General features: G+C 48.3%; 16 protein-coding genes and 2 tRNA genes. 12 read left to right on the top strand and 6 right to left on the bottom strand.

Annotated features, from left to right (window positions below):
* On the top strand, positions 1-333 hold a 333-nt coding region (locus WJT86_RS04385; protein ID WP_346336258.1), incomplete at its 5' end, for an autotransporter domain-containing protein.
* Between the two features lie 772 nt (positions 334-1,105).
* Here WJT86_RS04385 and WJT86_RS04380 read toward each other — a convergent pair.
* Positions 1,106-1,182, bottom strand: a tRNA-Pro gene (locus WJT86_RS04380).
* Between the two features lie 146 nt (positions 1,183-1,328).
* On the opposite strand from WJT86_RS04380, the gene WJT86_RS04375 reads away from it, so the two are divergent.
* Positions 1,329-1,403, top strand: a tRNA-Gln gene (locus tag WJT86_RS04375).
* Between the two features lie 147 nt (positions 1,404-1,550).
* Here the strand turns inward: WJT86_RS04375 and trhP are convergent.
* Positions 1,551-2,978 (bottom strand): prephenate-dependent tRNA uridine(34) hydroxylase TrhP, encoded by a 1,428-nt coding sequence (trhP, locus tag WJT86_RS04370; RefSeq protein ID WP_346336257.1) that lies wholly within the window; start codon positions 2,976-2,978, stop codon positions 1,551-1,553.
* A gap of 348 nt (positions 2,979-3,326) precedes the next feature.
* Between trhP and WJT86_RS04365 the strand changes: the two genes are divergently transcribed.
* Positions 3,327-3,530 carry a hypothetical protein gene (locus WJT86_RS04365; protein WP_346336256.1) on the top strand — a complete coding sequence of 68 codons (204 nt, stop codon included), beginning with the start codon at positions 3,327-3,329 and terminating at the stop codon, positions 3,528-3,530.
* A gap of 131 nt (positions 3,531-3,661) precedes the next feature.
* On the top strand, positions 3,662-4,333 hold the full coding sequence (locus WJT86_RS04360) for a trimeric intracellular cation channel family protein (protein ID WP_346336255.1): 672 nt from the start codon (positions 3,662-3,664) through the stop codon (positions 4,331-4,333).
* Positions 4,334-4,335: 2 nt separating this feature from the next.
* Here the strand turns inward: WJT86_RS04360 and WJT86_RS04355 are convergent, their stop codons facing one another.
* Positions 4,336-4,593, bottom strand: a complete 258-nt coding sequence (locus WJT86_RS04355) for a preprotein translocase subunit YajC (RefSeq protein WP_346336254.1) — start codon at positions 4,591-4,593, stop codon at positions 4,336-4,338.
* A 187-nt stretch (positions 4,594-4,780) separates the two neighbouring features.
* On the opposite strand from WJT86_RS04355, the gene WJT86_RS04350 reads away from it, so the two are divergent.
* Both WJT86_RS04350 and WJT86_RS04345 read left to right on the top strand, forming a co-directional pair.
* Positions 4,781-5,692, top strand: coding sequence for an MBL fold metallo-hydrolase (locus WJT86_RS04350; protein ID WP_346336253.1), 912 nt, complete (start codon positions 4,781-4,783; stop codon positions 5,690-5,692).
* 81 nt (positions 5,693-5,773) lie between these two features.
* Positions 5,774-6,307, top strand: a complete 534-nt coding sequence (locus WJT86_RS04345) for a copper chaperone PCu(A)C (protein WP_346336252.1) — start codon at positions 5,774-5,776, stop codon at positions 6,305-6,307.
* A 17-nt stretch (positions 6,308-6,324) separates the two neighbouring features.
* On the opposite strand, the gene WJT86_RS04340 is transcribed toward WJT86_RS04345, so the two are convergent.
* Positions 6,325-7,110, bottom strand: coding sequence for a DUF1499 domain-containing protein (locus WJT86_RS04340; protein ID WP_346336251.1), 786 nt, complete (start codon positions 7,108-7,110; stop codon positions 6,325-6,327).
* Between the two features lie 138 nt (positions 7,111-7,248).
* Between WJT86_RS04340 and WJT86_RS04335 the strand changes: the two genes are divergently transcribed.
* Together WJT86_RS04335 and WJT86_RS04330 are read left to right on the top strand one after the other, a co-directional pair.
* Positions 7,249-8,703 carry an amidase gene (locus WJT86_RS04335; protein ID WP_346336250.1) on the top strand — a complete coding sequence of 485 codons (1,455 nt, stop codon included), beginning with the start codon at positions 7,249-7,251 and terminating at the stop codon, positions 8,701-8,703.
* 103 nt (positions 8,704-8,806) lie between these two features.
* Positions 8,807-9,577 (top strand): hypothetical protein, encoded by a 771-nt coding sequence (locus tag WJT86_RS04330; RefSeq protein WP_346336249.1) that lies wholly within the window; start codon positions 8,807-8,809, stop codon positions 9,575-9,577.
* A gap of 44 nt (positions 9,578-9,621) precedes the next feature.
* Here WJT86_RS04330 and WJT86_RS04325 read toward each other — a convergent pair whose 3' ends face one another.
* Positions 9,622-10,485, bottom strand: coding sequence for a MurR/RpiR family transcriptional regulator (locus tag WJT86_RS04325; RefSeq protein WP_346336248.1), 864 nt, complete (start codon positions 10,483-10,485; stop codon positions 9,622-9,624).
* A 264-nt stretch (positions 10,486-10,749) separates the two neighbouring features.
* Between WJT86_RS04325 and WJT86_RS04320 the strand changes: the two genes are divergently transcribed.
* The 4 genes from WJT86_RS04320 to edd all read left to right on the top strand — a co-directional run bounded on the left by WJT86_RS04320 (position 10,750) and on the right by edd (position 14,610).
* Positions 10,750-11,673, top strand: coding sequence for a GntT/GntP/DsdX family permease (locus WJT86_RS04320; protein ID WP_346336247.1), 924 nt, complete (start codon positions 10,750-10,752; stop codon positions 11,671-11,673).
* Positions 11,667-12,137 carry a GntT/GntP/DsdX family permease gene (locus WJT86_RS04315; protein WP_346336306.1) on the top strand — a complete coding sequence of 157 codons (471 nt, stop codon included), beginning with the start codon at positions 11,667-11,669 and terminating at the stop codon, positions 12,135-12,137. Before WJT86_RS04320 ends, WJT86_RS04315 begins: the two co-directional genes overlap by 7 nt.
* A 72-nt stretch (positions 12,138-12,209) precedes the next feature.
* A complete protein-coding gene (locus tag WJT86_RS04310) occupies positions 12,210-12,722 on the top strand; it encodes a gluconokinase (protein ID WP_346336246.1) in 513 nt (170 codons plus the stop codon).
* A gap of 67 nt (positions 12,723-12,789) precedes the next feature.
* Positions 12,790-14,610, top strand: coding sequence for a phosphogluconate dehydratase (gene edd, locus WJT86_RS04305; protein WP_346336245.1), 1,821 nt, complete (start codon positions 12,790-12,792; stop codon positions 14,608-14,610).
* 19 nt (positions 14,611-14,629) lie between these two features.
* Here the strand turns inward: edd and WJT86_RS04300 are convergent, their stop codons facing one another.
* Positions 14,630-15,586: a M48 family metallopeptidase gene (locus WJT86_RS04300; protein ID WP_346336244.1), complete on the bottom strand. Its 957-nt coding sequence runs from the start codon at positions 15,584-15,586 to the stop codon at positions 14,630-14,632.
* Positions 15,587-15,600 lie beyond the last annotated feature (14 nt).

Genomic DNA, 15,600 nt, shown 5'->3' with positions numbered 1-15,600 from the left:
TATGGCGATACCAACACGCTTTACACCCGTCTGGGTGCCCGTTTGAGCAAGAACTGGGAGCTTGCCAACCGGTATCAGCTGACCACATGGGCCCGTGTTAACCTGTGGCATGCCTTTGGCGGTAATGAGAAGACATCCTTCCCGACGGTTGCGGGCGGTCCTGGCACAATGAAGAGTGATCTTGGTGGAACCTGGGGCTCGGTTGATGTGGGTGTCTCCGGTCAGGTCAGCACCAACATGCGTCTGTTCGCATCCGCGACCTACAACGCCTCACTGGATAGCGGCAAGGGTCACAGCATTGGCGGAAGACTGGGCGTAAAATACGTCTGGTGAAGTTAATTAAAAGGGTCATTCAGAGCCCCTTTTAATCACGAGAATAAAAAAAAGCGTGATCACTATGGATCACGCTTATAAAAAGTTGCCGACCCGTGGGGGCAGAAATAGGTCGGGTTGCATGGATAACGTGTGGCCAGAAGATTGGTTCCAAAGAATTTCACTTTTTTGATATTTTTTTCAAAAAAGATGAAAACGCCTTATTTTACAACAAAATTTATTTAATATATTTTTGAACTCATACAATCGATATGAGCATGTAATTAAATTATGACAATCTCCCCGCGTTGACGCCCCTCTCGCATTGGCTAATCTTACTGAAAATACGGGGCAATACTGATGCGGCTATTCTGGCTAAGTCTTTTTCTTATTATTCCACTGACAGTTCTTGCAGCCAATACACCCTGTAGTGGGCGAAAAGGCGGTATTTCACATTGTCAGGGAGCAACTTTCATTTGCAACGACGGTTCTGTCAGCGCCTCCCGGAAGAACTGCGCAGCCTCCTATGGAGGAAGCAGAAATAATCTTATGTCAGATGATACAGAGATGTCCCGCACATCATCAAGCGATTGTAGCTGTCGGTCTGGGGTATATTGTGTAGGCCCACGGGGTGGGAATTATTGCCTGACAGATAGTGGCCGTAAAAGCTATCTACGCAGGTAATCTGAGCATAAGCGTATAGCCTTTCAGACAAAACGCGGAAAAAGGCTTAGTTTCTTTCGTATTTCTGTCGCTCTGAAAAAACAAAAACCACATAACCTATTGAAATCATTGGTCGGAGTGAGAGGATTTGAACCTCCGACCCCCACGTCCCGAACGTGGTGCGCTACCAGACTGCGCTACACTCCGACATGTCATTCTCAGGCTATGGTTATATAACTTTAGCTATTCCGTGCCGCAACTAGATAATTATATAATTCACTTCACAAAAAACTCACAAAAAGACAGTTGCCTTCACACGCTTTGATGATTATGAAGACCGAACCAATTGATGTTGGGGCGTAGCCAAGTGGTAAGGCAGCGGTTTTTGGTACCGCCATTCCCAGGTTCGAATCCTGGCGCCCCAGCCAGATTTCCAGATGATCAAAATTGATAATTGTCACGTATTGCACAACGGCAATATGCGCTCATTACTTTTATAAAAAAATCCCTCTCCCATCTCTTACAAATAAGCAAAAGACAGAAGAGGGACTGTTGTCAGTTAGACGTCGCAAACTTCAGGTTGCGATTGGGGTTTCCAGATATCTGGCAACCATTGTCATAGGTGTTGTTGGCCCAATATCTGCCAGAACGACATAACCGGAGCCTTTCGCGACAGGAATGGTTTCACCACGCGTCGTTTTCATTTCACCAAGCACCATGTCCCGGTTGCCGTTCGGAGAGATAACCTCAATCCGGTCGCCGCTTGCAAAATGGTTGCGAACATCAAGTCGTGACAGGCCTGTTGCAGCATCATACTCGAGAACCTGCGCAACAAACTGCTGGCGATAATGCACAGAGCTTGCAGACAGATAATTCTGATAGGCATCAGGAACATGACGCTGCAGGAAGCCATCCGTATAACCACGGTTGGCAAGCCCTTCGAGCTTACCATAAAGCTCAGGGCTAAATTCACGCCCGGCCACAGCATCATCAATGGCCTGCCGGTACAGCTGCGATGTGCGGGCAACATAATAGGCTGACTTGGTTCGTCCCTCAATCTTGAGGGAGTCAATACCAATCTCAACCAGTTTCTGAACGTGCTGAATGGCGCGCAGATCGCGGGAGTTCATTATGTATGTGCCGTTTTCATCTTCACTGATTTCCATCCACTCACCCTGACGGAGTTTCATTTCCTGCAGGAGGTAGCTTTTTTCAGCATCTGGATGAGGCGTATAGTCGGCTTCTTCACTCTTAGGTCCACAGGAGGAACAACCGCCACCAGAAGAGGCCGATGGTTTGATCAGTGTCGTGCTATCGCGTGAATACAGCGTATCCATATCTGCAAAATGCGGAACGACCTCCCCTTCCGGCGTCTCTTTCGTATCTGTCAGGCCATACTGCCAGCGGCAGGCATTGGTACATGTGCCCTGATTGGCATCACGGTGATTGAAGTACCCTGAAAGCAGGCACCGACCAGAATAGGCAATGCATAGAGCCCCATGCACGAAAACTTCCAGCTCCATATCAGGACAATCCTGACGGATTTCAGCAACTTCCTTCAAAGAAAGCTCTCTGGACAGAATAACGCGGGAAATCCCCTGCCGTTGCCAGAACTTCACTGAAGCACTGTTCATGGTGTTGGCCTGAACCGAGAGGTGGATCTGCACATCCGGCCATGTCTCACGAACCATAAGAATCAAACCGGGGTCTGCCATAATGAGGGCATCCGGCTTGCACTCTACAATTGGTGCAAGATCATTCAGGAAGCTCTTCACTTTATTGCCATGGGGCATGACATTCAGTGCAAGAAAGAACTTCTTGCCATGGTTATGCATATGGTCAATGCCGGCTTTCAACCGTTCCACATTCCTGAAATCATTATTACGGACCCGCAGCGAATAACGCGGCATACCCGCATAAACGGCATCAGCCCCGAAAGCGCAGGCATGGGTCAGGGCTTCAAAAGTGCCTGCAGGTGCAAGAAGTTCAATCTGTCGCGTCATGGAAATCTACTATGGTATGATAATGGTTATAAAATAGCTGTTCCGGATTTTTATACTGCCAGCCATTCACGTTCAAGGGTTTCGAGGCTTTTGCCTTGTTAGAGACCTTCCTGACACTTAAATAGCATCAAATTAAAGCGGGGCAACACAAACATTTATAATAAAACCAATGAGAGACGAGCCTTTTCAAAAACATATAATAGTGTTTAAAGGCTCTGCTATTGTGAGAAGCCGCACTATCTTACTCTTAAATCTGAATCTTTCTGTTCCTGCTGGTCGACAGAAGGTTGACAATGGAGCCGTTTCAGATTTTTGATAGGACGCATAATTAAGAGGAAGATATTGTTCATGACTTGGACCATTCGACTGACCGCTGTTTTAGCTCTGGCCACAATGCTTTCCGGCTGTGCCCAGATTGGTTCTGCGCTCAACCGCAAGGATCCCGTCAATACACTCAACCCAACGATTCCGGTTGGTGGCAGCACAAGTTCAAAGTCAAATCCACTGCTGATTCCTCCTGGCTATCCTCAGGCAGCTCAACCAAGCAAGTAAGTTAAGACAAGCTGGAACAACAGTGGAAGGCATTGCTTTCCGCTGAAAGTCTTCTATGGCACCATTGCTTCCGGCTACAATTCAAAGTAGCTCTCATACCGGAAGTCCTACATCCAAGGTAATTCGGTGTTATGTCTCAGGTAAATTCAATCGAGCTATGGCTTAATTATGCAGGCGTATTTCTGTTCGCAGCAACAGGAGCACTTGTCGCCTCCAGACGTCAGCTTGATATTGTCGCTTTTATCTTCCTTGCCAGTCTTACCGGCATCGGTGGTGGTACACTACGCGACCTGATACTGAATACCCCTGTTTTCTGGGTTGTGGATACCGGATATCTGGTTGCCTGTGTGACTGCAGCCGTCTGTGTTTACTTTACTGCACATCTCTTAGAATCCCGTTATCGCGCTATCCTGTGGCTGGATGCGATTGGTCTTGCAGCCTATTGCGTAGTCGGTGCAGAAAAGAGCCTTGCTCTTGGCTTTAGTCCGTCAGTTGCAATCGTTACAGGTATATTGACAGCAGCTATGGGCGGAGTTTTGCGCGATATGGTTGCCGGTGAGCCATCCGTTCTCATGCGCAAAGAGATTTATGTCACCGCAGCACTTGCTGGCTCGGTTGTTTATACGGGGTCAGAAGCACTCGGTTATTTCCCTCATGGTGTTTCTGCACTCATTTCCGTATGTGTTACGCTGATTATCCGAGGCTGCGCTCTTCAGTTTGGCTGGTCTATGCCCACCTATAAATCACGCCCGGGCAGAACAGAGGAAGAGCTCAAACGTGACGGCATTATCAACGACGAATGATATCAGGACTTCTTCGCCGAGTGACATGAAAAACCGTCTTCAGGACCATGAGACGGACACACACTCGATGCGCATCCATTGCATCCGGAAGCCTGCTTTTTCTTTCCTGTTTTACGGAACAGAAACAAACTGATCATAACAACAAAGAAGATAAGAACCGGATAGAACAGAATATCATTAATTGCTTTATTCTGTGCTTCCACATCAACCTGCGAGCGGCCTTCAACCTGTCCTGTTATTTGTGAAGATTGCTCTGGCATATCATCTGCTCCCGTTATCGACCAATATCATCTCACAGCCTTCTTCCCCATGCAAACGGCAGTCAATACCAGAAAACTTGGGCGGAGTACTTCACATAATGACTAAAGCTCCTGTCTGAAAGCTCTATTGCCTAGGCTTAGTTGGCTATATATAGGTTTTATCTCCTACTTCTTTAAAGGACGTAGCATGAGCGATGACGTAACCTTCAACCGCGAACTCCCCGAAAACGCCGGGCTATGCGAACAGGTCAGTCCGCTTATCAGGCGTATTGTTGCGCCTAACCCCAGCCCATATACCTTTACGGGCACATGCAGTTACATCATCGGTAAGGGAGAGGTTGCAATTCTTGACCCCGGCCCTCTCCTGCCGGAGCATTGTGATTCACTGTTGCAGGCAGTTTCAGGCGAAACAGTCTCGCACATTGTTGTTACGCATACCCACCGAGATCACTCACCGGCAGCCCGGATTATCCGGGATGAGACAGGCGCCCAGATTGTTGGCTGTCACCCCCACCCTCTATCCAGACCTGTTGCGGAAGGTGAGATTGACCCGCTGACAACAAGTTGTGACGGAAGCTACAAGCCAGATATTGTTCTGGAAGATGGCTGGACTGTTGAAGGAAAAGGCTGGCTTCTGGAAACAGTCGCAACACCGGGCCATACCGCGAACCACCTTTCTTTCCGGCTAAATGAGGAAAACGCTTTGTTTTCCGGTGACCATGTGATGGCCTGGTCAACAACAGTCGTTGCCCCACCAGAGGGCTCCATGAGTACCTATATGGCCTCATTGGAAAAGCTGCTGAAGAGGGATGAAGTTATTTACTGGCCCGGCCATGGTGGACCAGTAAATGATCCCAAAGCTTATGTCCGTGCCCTGCTTCTTCACCGCAGAGCCAGAGAAGCTGCAATCCTGCGCCGTATCAAAGAGGGTGACAGTGATATTCCAGCAATCGTTAGTGCATTATATCCGGGATTAAATCCTGCTCTTATCGGTGCTGCAAGTTGCTCTGTCTTTGCCCATCTTGAAGACATGGTTCAGCGAGGCCTTGTTACGACAGATAGTCTTCCGTCGATTGAAGGGCTTTATGCAGCCAGCTGATCACGGCTTATTGATTTCCCAGACGCGCTCATACTACGTACTTCACAATACACGAACCACTGAATGACGGAGCCTAAGGATATGGCATACCCAGTTTCGGAAAAGCGCCTTAAAGGTCTTATTACTTTTCTATTTCTATCTATTTTCCTAGTCATTCCTTACTTTGCACAGGCGCAGGCACATGAATATAAGATTGGCAATCTGGTGATTGATCATCCCTGGTCACGTGCGACACCAGCCGGTGCTAAAGTGGCCGGTGGCTATATGGTTATCCGTAATAATAGTGATACCGAAGATCGTCTTGTTTCTGTTGCCACCAATATTGCCCAGAAACCAGAGATTCATGAAATGGCCGTGCAGGATAACGTCATGAAAATGCGTATGCTTGAGAATGGTCTGATTATTCCATCAAAGGGTGAAGTCACCCTTAAGCCCGGCTCCTACCATCTTATGTTCATGAAGCTTCAGCAGCAGCTGAAAGAAGGCGATGAGTTTTCCGCTACACTGACATTTGAGAAGGCTGGCAAGATTGACGTTCGTTTCAATGTCGAAGCCATGGGACAGTCCCATAATAAAGACGAGAAACCTGCTCACAACCCTCATTCAAATCATTGATACTGAAGGGACCGTGGCTATCCCAGTGGCGGTCCCTTCAGCAGGTTTTCCATCAGCTCCCTGACCAGTTCAACATTGTTGGTGCTATCAAAAGCCGGGTAACGTGAGGCAGATCGGATATCAACCCGGGCCCCTGTTGCGGTTGGTATAATCCGCGCCGTTACATCAATCGGCAAATGCAGAAATGATGATTCCGCAATGAAATCCAGATGTCCATTACCAAACCGACCACCTACAGCGATATTGGAAATCATCTTCCACTCATGCTCATGAGCATATTCCTGAATCTGTTGCGTGATTGAGCGAGGATCTGCATCCAGTATTAAAGAGATAATATCAGGATTATCTTCTGCCTGGCGGTCTAAAGCTTCCCGCTCTGGCTGCGCAGCTATCCAATTACCACGAAGATTAAAAGCTGCCTTACTTCGAGAGAATGGTGGAGGTGATACAACATCAGTTGTTGCCTCCACACTTCCCGGAGTTATGGCATGGTACAAAGACAGAGCCAAAGGCAGCCCCATAATTGCAAGCGCCAGAACAAATCCTGAAACAGCTTTTCCAAGCCCCCGATTATCATTGCGCCATATTTGCATAAAAGCCAGAACAGCAAAAACACAACTAATTACGCACATAGCTATAATAGCAAAAAACACTGCTTTTGCTTCAGATATAGATATAAAATGATAGCGAAGCAGAAGTGCTGTCAGTAATGCAACGAGTAAAGAAAAACGGGCAATCAGCCAGGCACGACGCGCATTCCGGGAATGTGGCCGATAAATAATTTCTCGCTGATATCGGTTCATGGCTCCCCCTTGTACATCTATCAACGCAGATAGACGTCAGTCGTTCCGCCACTGTGTGATTGCACAACATAGTGTTGACTTTACCCTAGAACAGACTAGCCAGTAGAGACTGCTATCAGTGATTATCGGAGCATCCCAATGAGTGAAAATCTGCTTCTGTTACCGGCTCAGAAACTGGCAGAGCGATTAAAGAAGAAAGAGTTATCTTCAACTGAGCTTCTGGATAAAACACTGGAAAATATTGCCGCTAATAATCCGCAGCTGAATGCTATTGTTTCAATGGATGCTGAAGCAGCACGTGCACAGGCTGCCATTGCTGACGAGAGATTAAATAAAGGTGAAGGTGGCAAGCTTGAAGGCCTGATTATTACAATCAAAGACTCGATTGATGTCGCCGATATGCATACGACATCAGGAGCCCCCACATACAAAGATAGAATTGCCCAACGCGATGCCCCAGCCGTTGCCCGTCTCAGACAGGAAGGTGCTATTGTTATTGGCAAAACCAACGTCCCAATTTTTACAGGTGACTGGCAGAGCTTTAACAGCCTGTTCGGAACAACCAATAACCCTTGGGATATAACGCGCTCACCCGGCGGTTCATCAGGCGGAGCGGCCGCCTCTGTTGCAAGCGGCATGAGCGCCTTTGAACTGGGTTCAGATTTTGCTGGCTCGATCCGCTGGCCATCCCATGCCTGTGGTCTTTTTGGGCATCGTCCGACCTACGGATTGGTTTCTGTACGGGGACATGTGCCCCCTCCTCCAGGTTCTACATTTGAGCCAGAGTTCAGCACTATTGGCCCCATCGCCCGCTCGGCTGAAGATTTACGGTTTATCCTTGAAATCATCCAGGGACCGGCTGCATTAGATGGTGTTCGCTCCCATTTGAAGGAACCTTCTTTTTCCAGCCCCAAAGGGCTACGTGTTGCCGTCTGGGCGGATGATCCTCGTATCCCAACTGACAGTGAAGTCTCCAATGCCGTATCTCTGGCCGCTGACTTACTGGCAAAAGAAGGCGCACAAGTTGATTACCACGCCCGACCAGCCTTCAGTGTCCGGGAAGAGCTTGATACCTTCAGCCTCTTCAATCATGCCATCATGGCTGCCGGTGTTCCTGAAGAAGTCCGCAAACGACTGGCAGAGCGTTCCAGAAGTTTCACTGCAGATGACCGTTCTCATCGGGCTCTACAGGCACGTGGGGCGCAGATGGATGCGAATACATGGGGCAACCTTCAAGAACGCAAGCAGAAGTTCATCCGGTTATGGCAGAGCTTCTTTCGCAACTATGATGTACTGTTATGCCCACCAGCTCCAACCCCGGCTATTGTCCATGATCAGCGGGCAAGCCTGCACGAACGGTGCCTGACAGTAAATGGGCAGGAAGTTCCATATTTTGACTTGCTGTATTGGGCATCATTCGCATCATTGTCAGGCTTGCCGGCATCTGTTGCACCCGTCACAAAAAACAGCATTGGCCTGCCACTTGGTGTCCAGATTGTCTCGGCCCAAGGACACGACCTGACAACAATTTCTGTCGCAGCTTTTATTGAAAAGCTTGGACAAGGCTTTGTTGCACCACCAACTCTTTTGTAACATTCGCCATCAAAATCTAATATATCAATAGCGACAATTTGTAGAGCTGTGCTATCTGAACTTTTCAGGTACGACTACAAAGTCCCATTTGAGGAGTAAGCCTATGACCACTCTTTCCCCCCAAGAAGCAACCATTGCCAAAGCTCTTCTGGATGCACGCCAGAGCGGCCATCTTGCCGACCCAAAGACGACACCTGTAGCGAGTGATCCGGCATCTGCCATGCGTATTCAGGCCGATGTCGTCAGGCAGGTTGATAGTGAGATTAGCGGATGGAAAGTTGGTATTGCAGAAAATACACCCTTTGCTGCCCCGCTTTTAGGAAAGGTCTCTCTCAACGCACCTGCCCGCTGGGTTCAGAAAAGTGACACGGAATTCCGCATTGAAGTTGAAATTGGTGTTCGTCTTGCAAAGGACCTACCACCTCGCCCCGGCAAGCCTTATACCCGCGAAGAAATTACTGCTGCGATAGATACCGTTTTCTGCGGCATTGAAATGCTCGGCAGCAGATATTCTGACTACTCCAACCTTGCATTCCTTCAGGGACTTTCCGACTGCATGCATAATGGCGGTTACATTCTTGGCCAGGAGAAGAAAACCCAAACAATTCCTGGCCCTCTGAATGAAATGAAGTGTATCTGCACGCTTGATGGGAATGAAATATTCAACGGTGCACCGAAACATCCGCAAGATGATATCCTGCTTCCCCTGATTGAATATGCCTCAGCTCAGAATGACCAGCTGGGTGGCCTTAAGGCAGGGCATATTATTACGACAGGCGCACTTTGCGGGGTCTTGGTTACCCGTACGGCAGGGCAATTTGTTGCCAGCATTACCGGCTTTGAGGATATGGTTGTTGATTTCGCTTACGCGTAAACACATGATCTGAATCGGGGAAAAGGCGGCACCAGCCGCCTTTTTTATCCCCCAATCAAACGACGGCGACGCACCGCGTCTTTTGCCTTCTCCAAACGTTCAGCAACCTCTTCCCCTTTGCTTTGGGCAACAGAAACAGCCATGACATCTCCCAGAACGAGATGCGCAATACGTGAGTTCATCGGTGAATAAATATCTTCATCCTCGCTAACGCGCGTTGAGATAACGGCATCTGCCAGTTTCGCGAGCGGAGACCCAAGTCGTGTAATTGCAACAACATCTGCACCGACAGAAGCCGCATCTTTTGCAGCCTCAATAATATCTGCATTCCGTCCTGAATTTGAAATCAGAACGACAGCATCACTAGACCGCAGCGTCAAAGCAGACATACAGAAGACGTGCGGATCAACATAAGCAACCGTCGGGATACCAAGACGAAAGAACTTATGCTGAATATCCTGCGCAACAATTCCTGAGTTACCGGAACCATAAAACTCTATACGTGTTGCTTTTGAAAGAATAACAGCGGCTTTTTCCAATCCATCAGGTTCAATGGCATTGCGGACAGCGTAGAGCTCTCCCAGTGTGCGATCGAAAACCTTAAGAGCAATTTCATGAACGCTATCTGTGGGACTGACGTCTGGATGCACATAGGGCAGACCATAGGAGCGATCCTGCGCCAACCTGATCTTGAACTCGCGAAAGCCGCTAAAACCGATTGCATTACAAAAACGTGCAACCGTGGGAGCACTAACATTCGCTTTTTGAGCGAATTCATCCATTGTCATTTCAATAACACTGGCTGGTTCTGACATCACTAGATCTGCCAGCTTTCCCTCTGATGGGCGAAGCTTATCCCGGTAGTCGGAAATCTTTACTAGTAAGCTTTCTCCAGCTGGTGACATCATAACATTCCCCAATTTGTATTTTTCCTACAAAAAAACTCTTTATAATTTTTAAAAAGAGCGCTATCATAGCTCATTTTTAACAAAACAGGCAAAATTCTTGTAGTAAAAATACAAATCTTTTGCCTCTTGGGGTAAATTACAGAAAACCCCAACCTTTCAAGATTTCAGTTCTCAACATTACTCCCCTCCTCATCCTCAAAGTACGGGATATCAGAGCTCTTAGAACTCCCCGTATAGAGAGTTAAAAAAAGAGAGTAAACTTATATGCCTGCGTCAAATTTTGCAGCTGGCGAACAGCTCCTCTTAGTTTATGCACTTGTCGCAATTCTGGCTCTCATCGTACTGATTGCACGTTACAAGTTAAATCCTTTCATTGCACTGGTTGTTGTCTCAATTGGGATGGGGCTTGCTGCTGGCATGTCACCAACAAAAATTGTCGACTCATTCCAAAGCGGTGTCGGTTCCACTTTAGGCTTCATCGCAGTGGTTGTCGCGCTCGGTACAATGCTGGGTAAGCTTCTCGCTGAATCTGGTGGCGCTGAGCGCATCGCAATGACGCTTCTCAATCTGTTTGGGCAGAAGAACGTTCATTGGGCAATCATGTTTGTTGCCTTCATTGTCGGTATGCCAGTGTTCTTTCAGGTTGGCTTTGTGCTTCTTATTCCGCTGGTCTTTGCAATCGCCAAAAGAACTGGCACATCCCTGATCCTGATCGGTGTTCCTCTGGTTGCAGGTCTCTCGATTGCTCATGGTCTGGTTCCCCGTCATCCGGCCGCCATACTGGCAGTTGGCGCCTATAAGGCAAATCTGGGCCTGACAATCATCTATTCAATTATTGTCGGCCTACCAGCTGCAATTCTTGCTGGCCCCCTTTATGGCAAATTGATTGCGCCACGCATTGCCCTTCCTACCCATAATCCGATGATGAAAGAACTAACAGGTCAGCAAGATGAAAACCGAGAACTGCCTGGCTTTGGTATTTCTCTTTTCACGATTTTGCTTCCTGTCATTCTGATGGTCGCCTCATCTATCGGTGATCTTTACTGGGCCGCAGACCCTAAAAGGGAAATCCTTGCCCATGCAGCCCTCAGCTTCATAGGCAGCCCAATTGTTGCCCTGCTATCGCCCTGCTCTTTTCTTTCTGAAGCTTTGGCAGCAATCGCGGCTTCAACCGTAATGACCTGCTGAAATTTACATCAGACTGTCTTGCCCCAACGGCTACGATTCTTCTGATCATCGGTGCCGGTGGCGGTTTCAATCAGGTGCTGAAAGATAGTGGCGTTGGCAAAGCTATTGCTGACATGGCCCTCAATATGAATGTTCCACTTCTTGTTCTGGCCTTTACTGTTGCAGCACTGATACGTGTCGCGACAGGTTCTGCAACTGTTGCGCTGACCACCGCTGCTGGTATCGTTGCACCAATCGCAGAACAGACCATGGGAACTTCTGCAGCGGTCCGCCCTGAACTTCTCGTACTTGCGACAGGTGCTGGCTCAATTATTCTCAGTCACATGAATGACAGCGGTTTCTGGCTGATTAAAGAATATTTCAATATGACTGTTGCCCAGATCCTAAAAACCTGGACAGCACTTGAAAAAATTCTTGCCGTTGCAGCCTTCGCATTTACGCTTCTGCTTCACCTCTTCGTCTAGCGCGTAAAGCAGACCCTTTAACGATAATTGGAAGTGCCTTGCAAAAGCCACTCCTCTCTCAAGGAGAAGAAAATGATTATAATCGTAATGGGCGTCAGTGGCTGTGGTAAAACGACTCTCGGTGAAGAACTGGCAAAGCGCCTCTCCTGTGGCTTCTCAGATGCTGATGGTTTCCATCCGAAAGCCAATGTCGAAAAAATGGCAGCCGGAATTCCACTTCAGGATGAAGACCGCTGTCCTTGGCTTGCCAGTATACGCGAAGCCATTGATGGCTGGCATGCAAAAGGTGAAAGCCATATTATTGCATGCTCAGCACTGAAAGAAGTCTATCGTGACATGCTTTCGCCAAATGGCGATGTCATATTCGTCTATATGAAGGGTTCCCGTGAAACTACTCGGCCGCGTCTGAAGGCCAGAAAAGGGCATTACATGCCCCCATCACTGCTGGATAGTCAGTTCAACACCCTTGAAGAGCCGAAAGACGCACTTATTGTCGATATCCAGGGTACGCCTGCAGAGATCGCGGATGATGTCATCGCACAGCTTCCAAAGTTTGCATCTGCGGAAGAACGCACACTACTCTGACAAATTAGGTGATTGGGGCAGAGGATATTAGGATTGTTTTTCAGCCCGCAACAAAACAGGTGATATTATGACCATCAATTCCCGCATAGGCGAGATCACGCAGCGTATCGTAGAACGCAGCAAAGCGACACGCTCGCCCTATCTGGAAAGGATGCAGAACCTGATACAGAAAGGCCCTGCCCGCAAACGTCTTGGTTGTGCCAATCTCGCCCATGGCTTTGCCGGATGCGGCACAACCGACAAAGAACGTCTGGCAACCGGTGATGTGCCTAATATCGGTATCGTGACGGCCTATAATGATATGTTGTCAGCCCATAAACCTTATGAACATTATCCGGAACTGATCCGCGAAGAAGCCCGCCGCCTTGGGGCTGTTGCTGAAGTTGCAGGTGGCGTCCCTGCCATGTGTGATGGTGTAACACAAGGCGAAGCAGGTATGGAGCTTTCCCTGTTCTCCCGTGATGTCATTGCTATGGGCACGGGCATCGCTCTCTCTCATCAGATGTTTGATGCTGCTGTTGCACTGGGTATCTGTGACAAGATTGTCCCCGGGCTCGTCATAGGCGCTGTAACATTCAGCCATCTTCCGACAATTTTTATCCCATCCGGCCCAATGCCGACCGGCATTTCAAATGGTGAGAAGAACAAGGTCCGCGAAGAGTTCGCCCAAGGGAAAGTCGGGCGCGATGAAATGCTTGCGGCCGAAGGTAAGGCCTATCATTCCCCGGGAACCTGTACCTTCTATGGTACTGCAAATACCAACCAGATGCTGATGGAATTCATGGGGCTTCACCTGCCCGGTGCATCGTTCGTATCTCCCGACAGCCTACTGCGTGAGGCACTGACACGGGCCGCAATCCAGCGTGCTCTTCAGATTACCGGAAAAAGTGAAACATTTACGCCTATTGGCGAGGTTTTGGATGAACGTGCTTTTGTCAATGGTATCGTCGGGTTAAACGCAACTGGTGGTTCAACCAATCTGACTATCCATTTGATTGCCATGGCACGTGCAGCTGGCATTATCCTGAACTGGGATGACTTTGAAGATATTGCAGACATCACGCCACTACTGGCACGCGCTTATCCAAACGGGATAGCTGACGTAAACCAGTTTCATGCAGCAGGTGGTGTTCCCTACATCATCAAACAGCTTCTGGACGAAAAGCTTCTGCACGCAGACGTCAAAACCGTTTGGGGACAGGGGATGGCTGGACAGGCTCAGATGCCCAAGCTCAATGAGACTGGCGAACTCTATTTTGAACCTGTCTCTGACACGTCTAATGATGAGACCGTGGTGCGCCCCTCAGCCAATCCGTTTCAACCAACAGGTGGCCTGAAGGTTCTGGCTGGTAATCTTGGCCGCAGTGTTATCAAGACATCTGCTATTTCTGAAGACAAACACATTATTGAGGCGCCTGCCCGGGTCTTTAATTCCCAGGAAGAAGTCCAGCAGGCTTTCAAGGCAGGTGAACTTAAAGATGACTTCATTGCAGTTGTCAGGTTTCAGGGCCCCAAAGCCAATGGCATGCCTGAGCTGCATAAGCTGATCCCTCCTCTCTCAGTCCTGCAGAACCTTGGACAGAAAGTCGCCCTTGTGACTGATGGCCGTATGTCTGGTGCGTCAGGTAAAGTACCCGCAGCCATTCATGTTACACCGGAAGCCGTGGATGGCGGTGCAATCGCTAAAATCAAGGATGGTGACATTATCCGGGTTGATGCTGTCAGTGGCAAACTGGAATGTCATGTAGACGCAACTGAGTGGGCGAAGAGACAACCTGCCACGCGCGATCTTTCAGCATATCACTCCGGCATTGGTCGTGAGCTATTCTCAACATTCCGCCATGTTGTCGGCTCAGCAGAAGATGGGGCCTGTGCTTTAGGTATCTGATATTTAAAGGTGGCCAGCTTCAGTTGGCCACCTTATTTTCCAATGGGCTCAAAGTACCTTGCCCGGCGAATTTAAGTATAGCTGCGACGCGTTTTTCAACTGAAGGATGCGTATTAAATATTCCAAACCAGTTACGGCGCTGGTTATCAAAGCACATTTCCATCACATCACTAGGAACATCAGGAAGGTTACTGTTTTGAGCAATTTTCCGTAACGCCCCAATCAAGGCTTGCGGATCTTTTGTGAGCTCTACAGCTCCAGCATCAGCCAGATACTCTCTGGAACGGGACAGTGAAAATTTTAAAACAGAAGCCACAATCCATGCAGCGTAAGCCACTAGGCCAACGATCGGTAGACCTCTTCCGGAAACTGAAAAAGAATAGCCATTCCCGCTTCGAGTTTCTGATCGATAGATAAACATCTGCCCAATAGCAGCCAGACTACCAACAAGAGCAAAACATATTGTCATAACCCTGCTGTCACCATTTCGGATGTGCGTCAATTCATGAGCAATGACAGCTCTCAGCTCCTGATCATTCAGATTATTCAGCAATCCTCTGGTCACTGTAATGCGCATCTTATTTTCTTCAAGGCCGGAAGCGAACGCATTCAGCACATCCGTCTCAATGACAGAGAGATTGGGGACAGCAAGCCCGCAGCTGATGCAGAGTTCTTCTGTCAGATTATAGAATCTTGGCTCTTCCGTTCTCTCTACAAAATGTGAAGAACTGGTTTTTGCAATAAACTCAGCCTGACTAGACAACTTCCAGAATATCCAGAGCCCCATCATGACGGTTGCAATGGCAAAGATGGATAAAGCAATAGATGCATTTTCTGGGAAAAACAAAAATGGCGTCGTGAAGTAGATCGACAGACTAATGAACAGATAGAAAATAATACACAAGCCACCAATCAGAATTCCAGAGCGAATTCTGTTGGCGCGAATGTAGGTGTAGATTCCAAAAACCTGAAACATAATGCCTCCGGTTT

This window comes from Hohaiivirga grylli (assembly GCF_039655745.1).
Lineage (GTDB): Bacteria > Pseudomonadota > Alphaproteobacteria > Rhizobiales > Beijerinckiaceae > Hohaiivirga > Hohaiivirga grylli.
Note: the sequence above shows the minus strand (reverse complement) of the source record. Positions and strands in the feature narration are given on the sequence as shown.

Bases quoted from the DNA above. Each gene is read 5' to 3' on its own strand.
- trhP (WP_346336257.1), bottom strand. From the start codon at position 2,978: ATGACGCGACAGATTGAACTTCTTGCACCTGCAGGCACTTTTGAAGCC.
- WJT86_RS04365 (WP_346336256.1), top strand. From the start codon at position 3,327: ATGACTTGGACCATTCGACTGACCGCTGTTTTAGCTCTGGCCACAATG.
- WJT86_RS04360 (WP_346336255.1), top strand. From the start codon at position 3,662: ATGTCTCAGGTAAATTCAATCGAGCTATGGCTTAATTATGCAGGCGTA.
- WJT86_RS04355 (WP_346336254.1), bottom strand. From the start codon at position 4,593: ATGCCAGAGCAATCTTCACAAATAACAGGACAGGTTGAAGGCCGCTCG.
- WJT86_RS04350 (WP_346336253.1), top strand. From the start codon at position 4,781: ATGAGCGATGACGTAACCTTCAACCGCGAACTCCCCGAAAACGCCGGG.
- WJT86_RS04345 (WP_346336252.1), top strand. From the start codon at position 5,774: ATGGCATACCCAGTTTCGGAAAAGCGCCTTAAAGGTCTTATTACTTTT.
- WJT86_RS04340 (WP_346336251.1), bottom strand. From the start codon at position 7,110: ATGAACCGATATCAGCGAGAAATTATTTATCGGCCACATTCCCGGAAT.
- WJT86_RS04335 (WP_346336250.1), top strand. From the start codon at position 7,249: ATGAGTGAAAATCTGCTTCTGTTACCGGCTCAGAAACTGGCAGAGCGA.
- WJT86_RS04330 (WP_346336249.1), top strand. From the start codon at position 8,807: ATGACCACTCTTTCCCCCCAAGAAGCAACCATTGCCAAAGCTCTTCTG.
- WJT86_RS04325 (WP_346336248.1), bottom strand. From the start codon at position 10,485: ATGATGTCACCAGCTGGAGAAAGCTTACTAGTAAAGATTTCCGACTAC.
- WJT86_RS04320 (WP_346336247.1), top strand. From the start codon at position 10,750: ATGCCTGCGTCAAATTTTGCAGCTGGCGAACAGCTCCTCTTAGTTTAT.
- WJT86_RS04310 (WP_346336246.1), top strand. From the start codon at position 12,210: ATGATTATAATCGTAATGGGCGTCAGTGGCTGTGGTAAAACGACTCTC.
- edd (WP_346336245.1), top strand. From the start codon at position 12,790: ATGACCATCAATTCCCGCATAGGCGAGATCACGCAGCGTATCGTAGAA.
- WJT86_RS04300 (WP_346336244.1), bottom strand. From the start codon at position 15,586: ATGTTTCAGGTTTTTGGAATCTACACCTACATTCGCGCCAACAGAATT.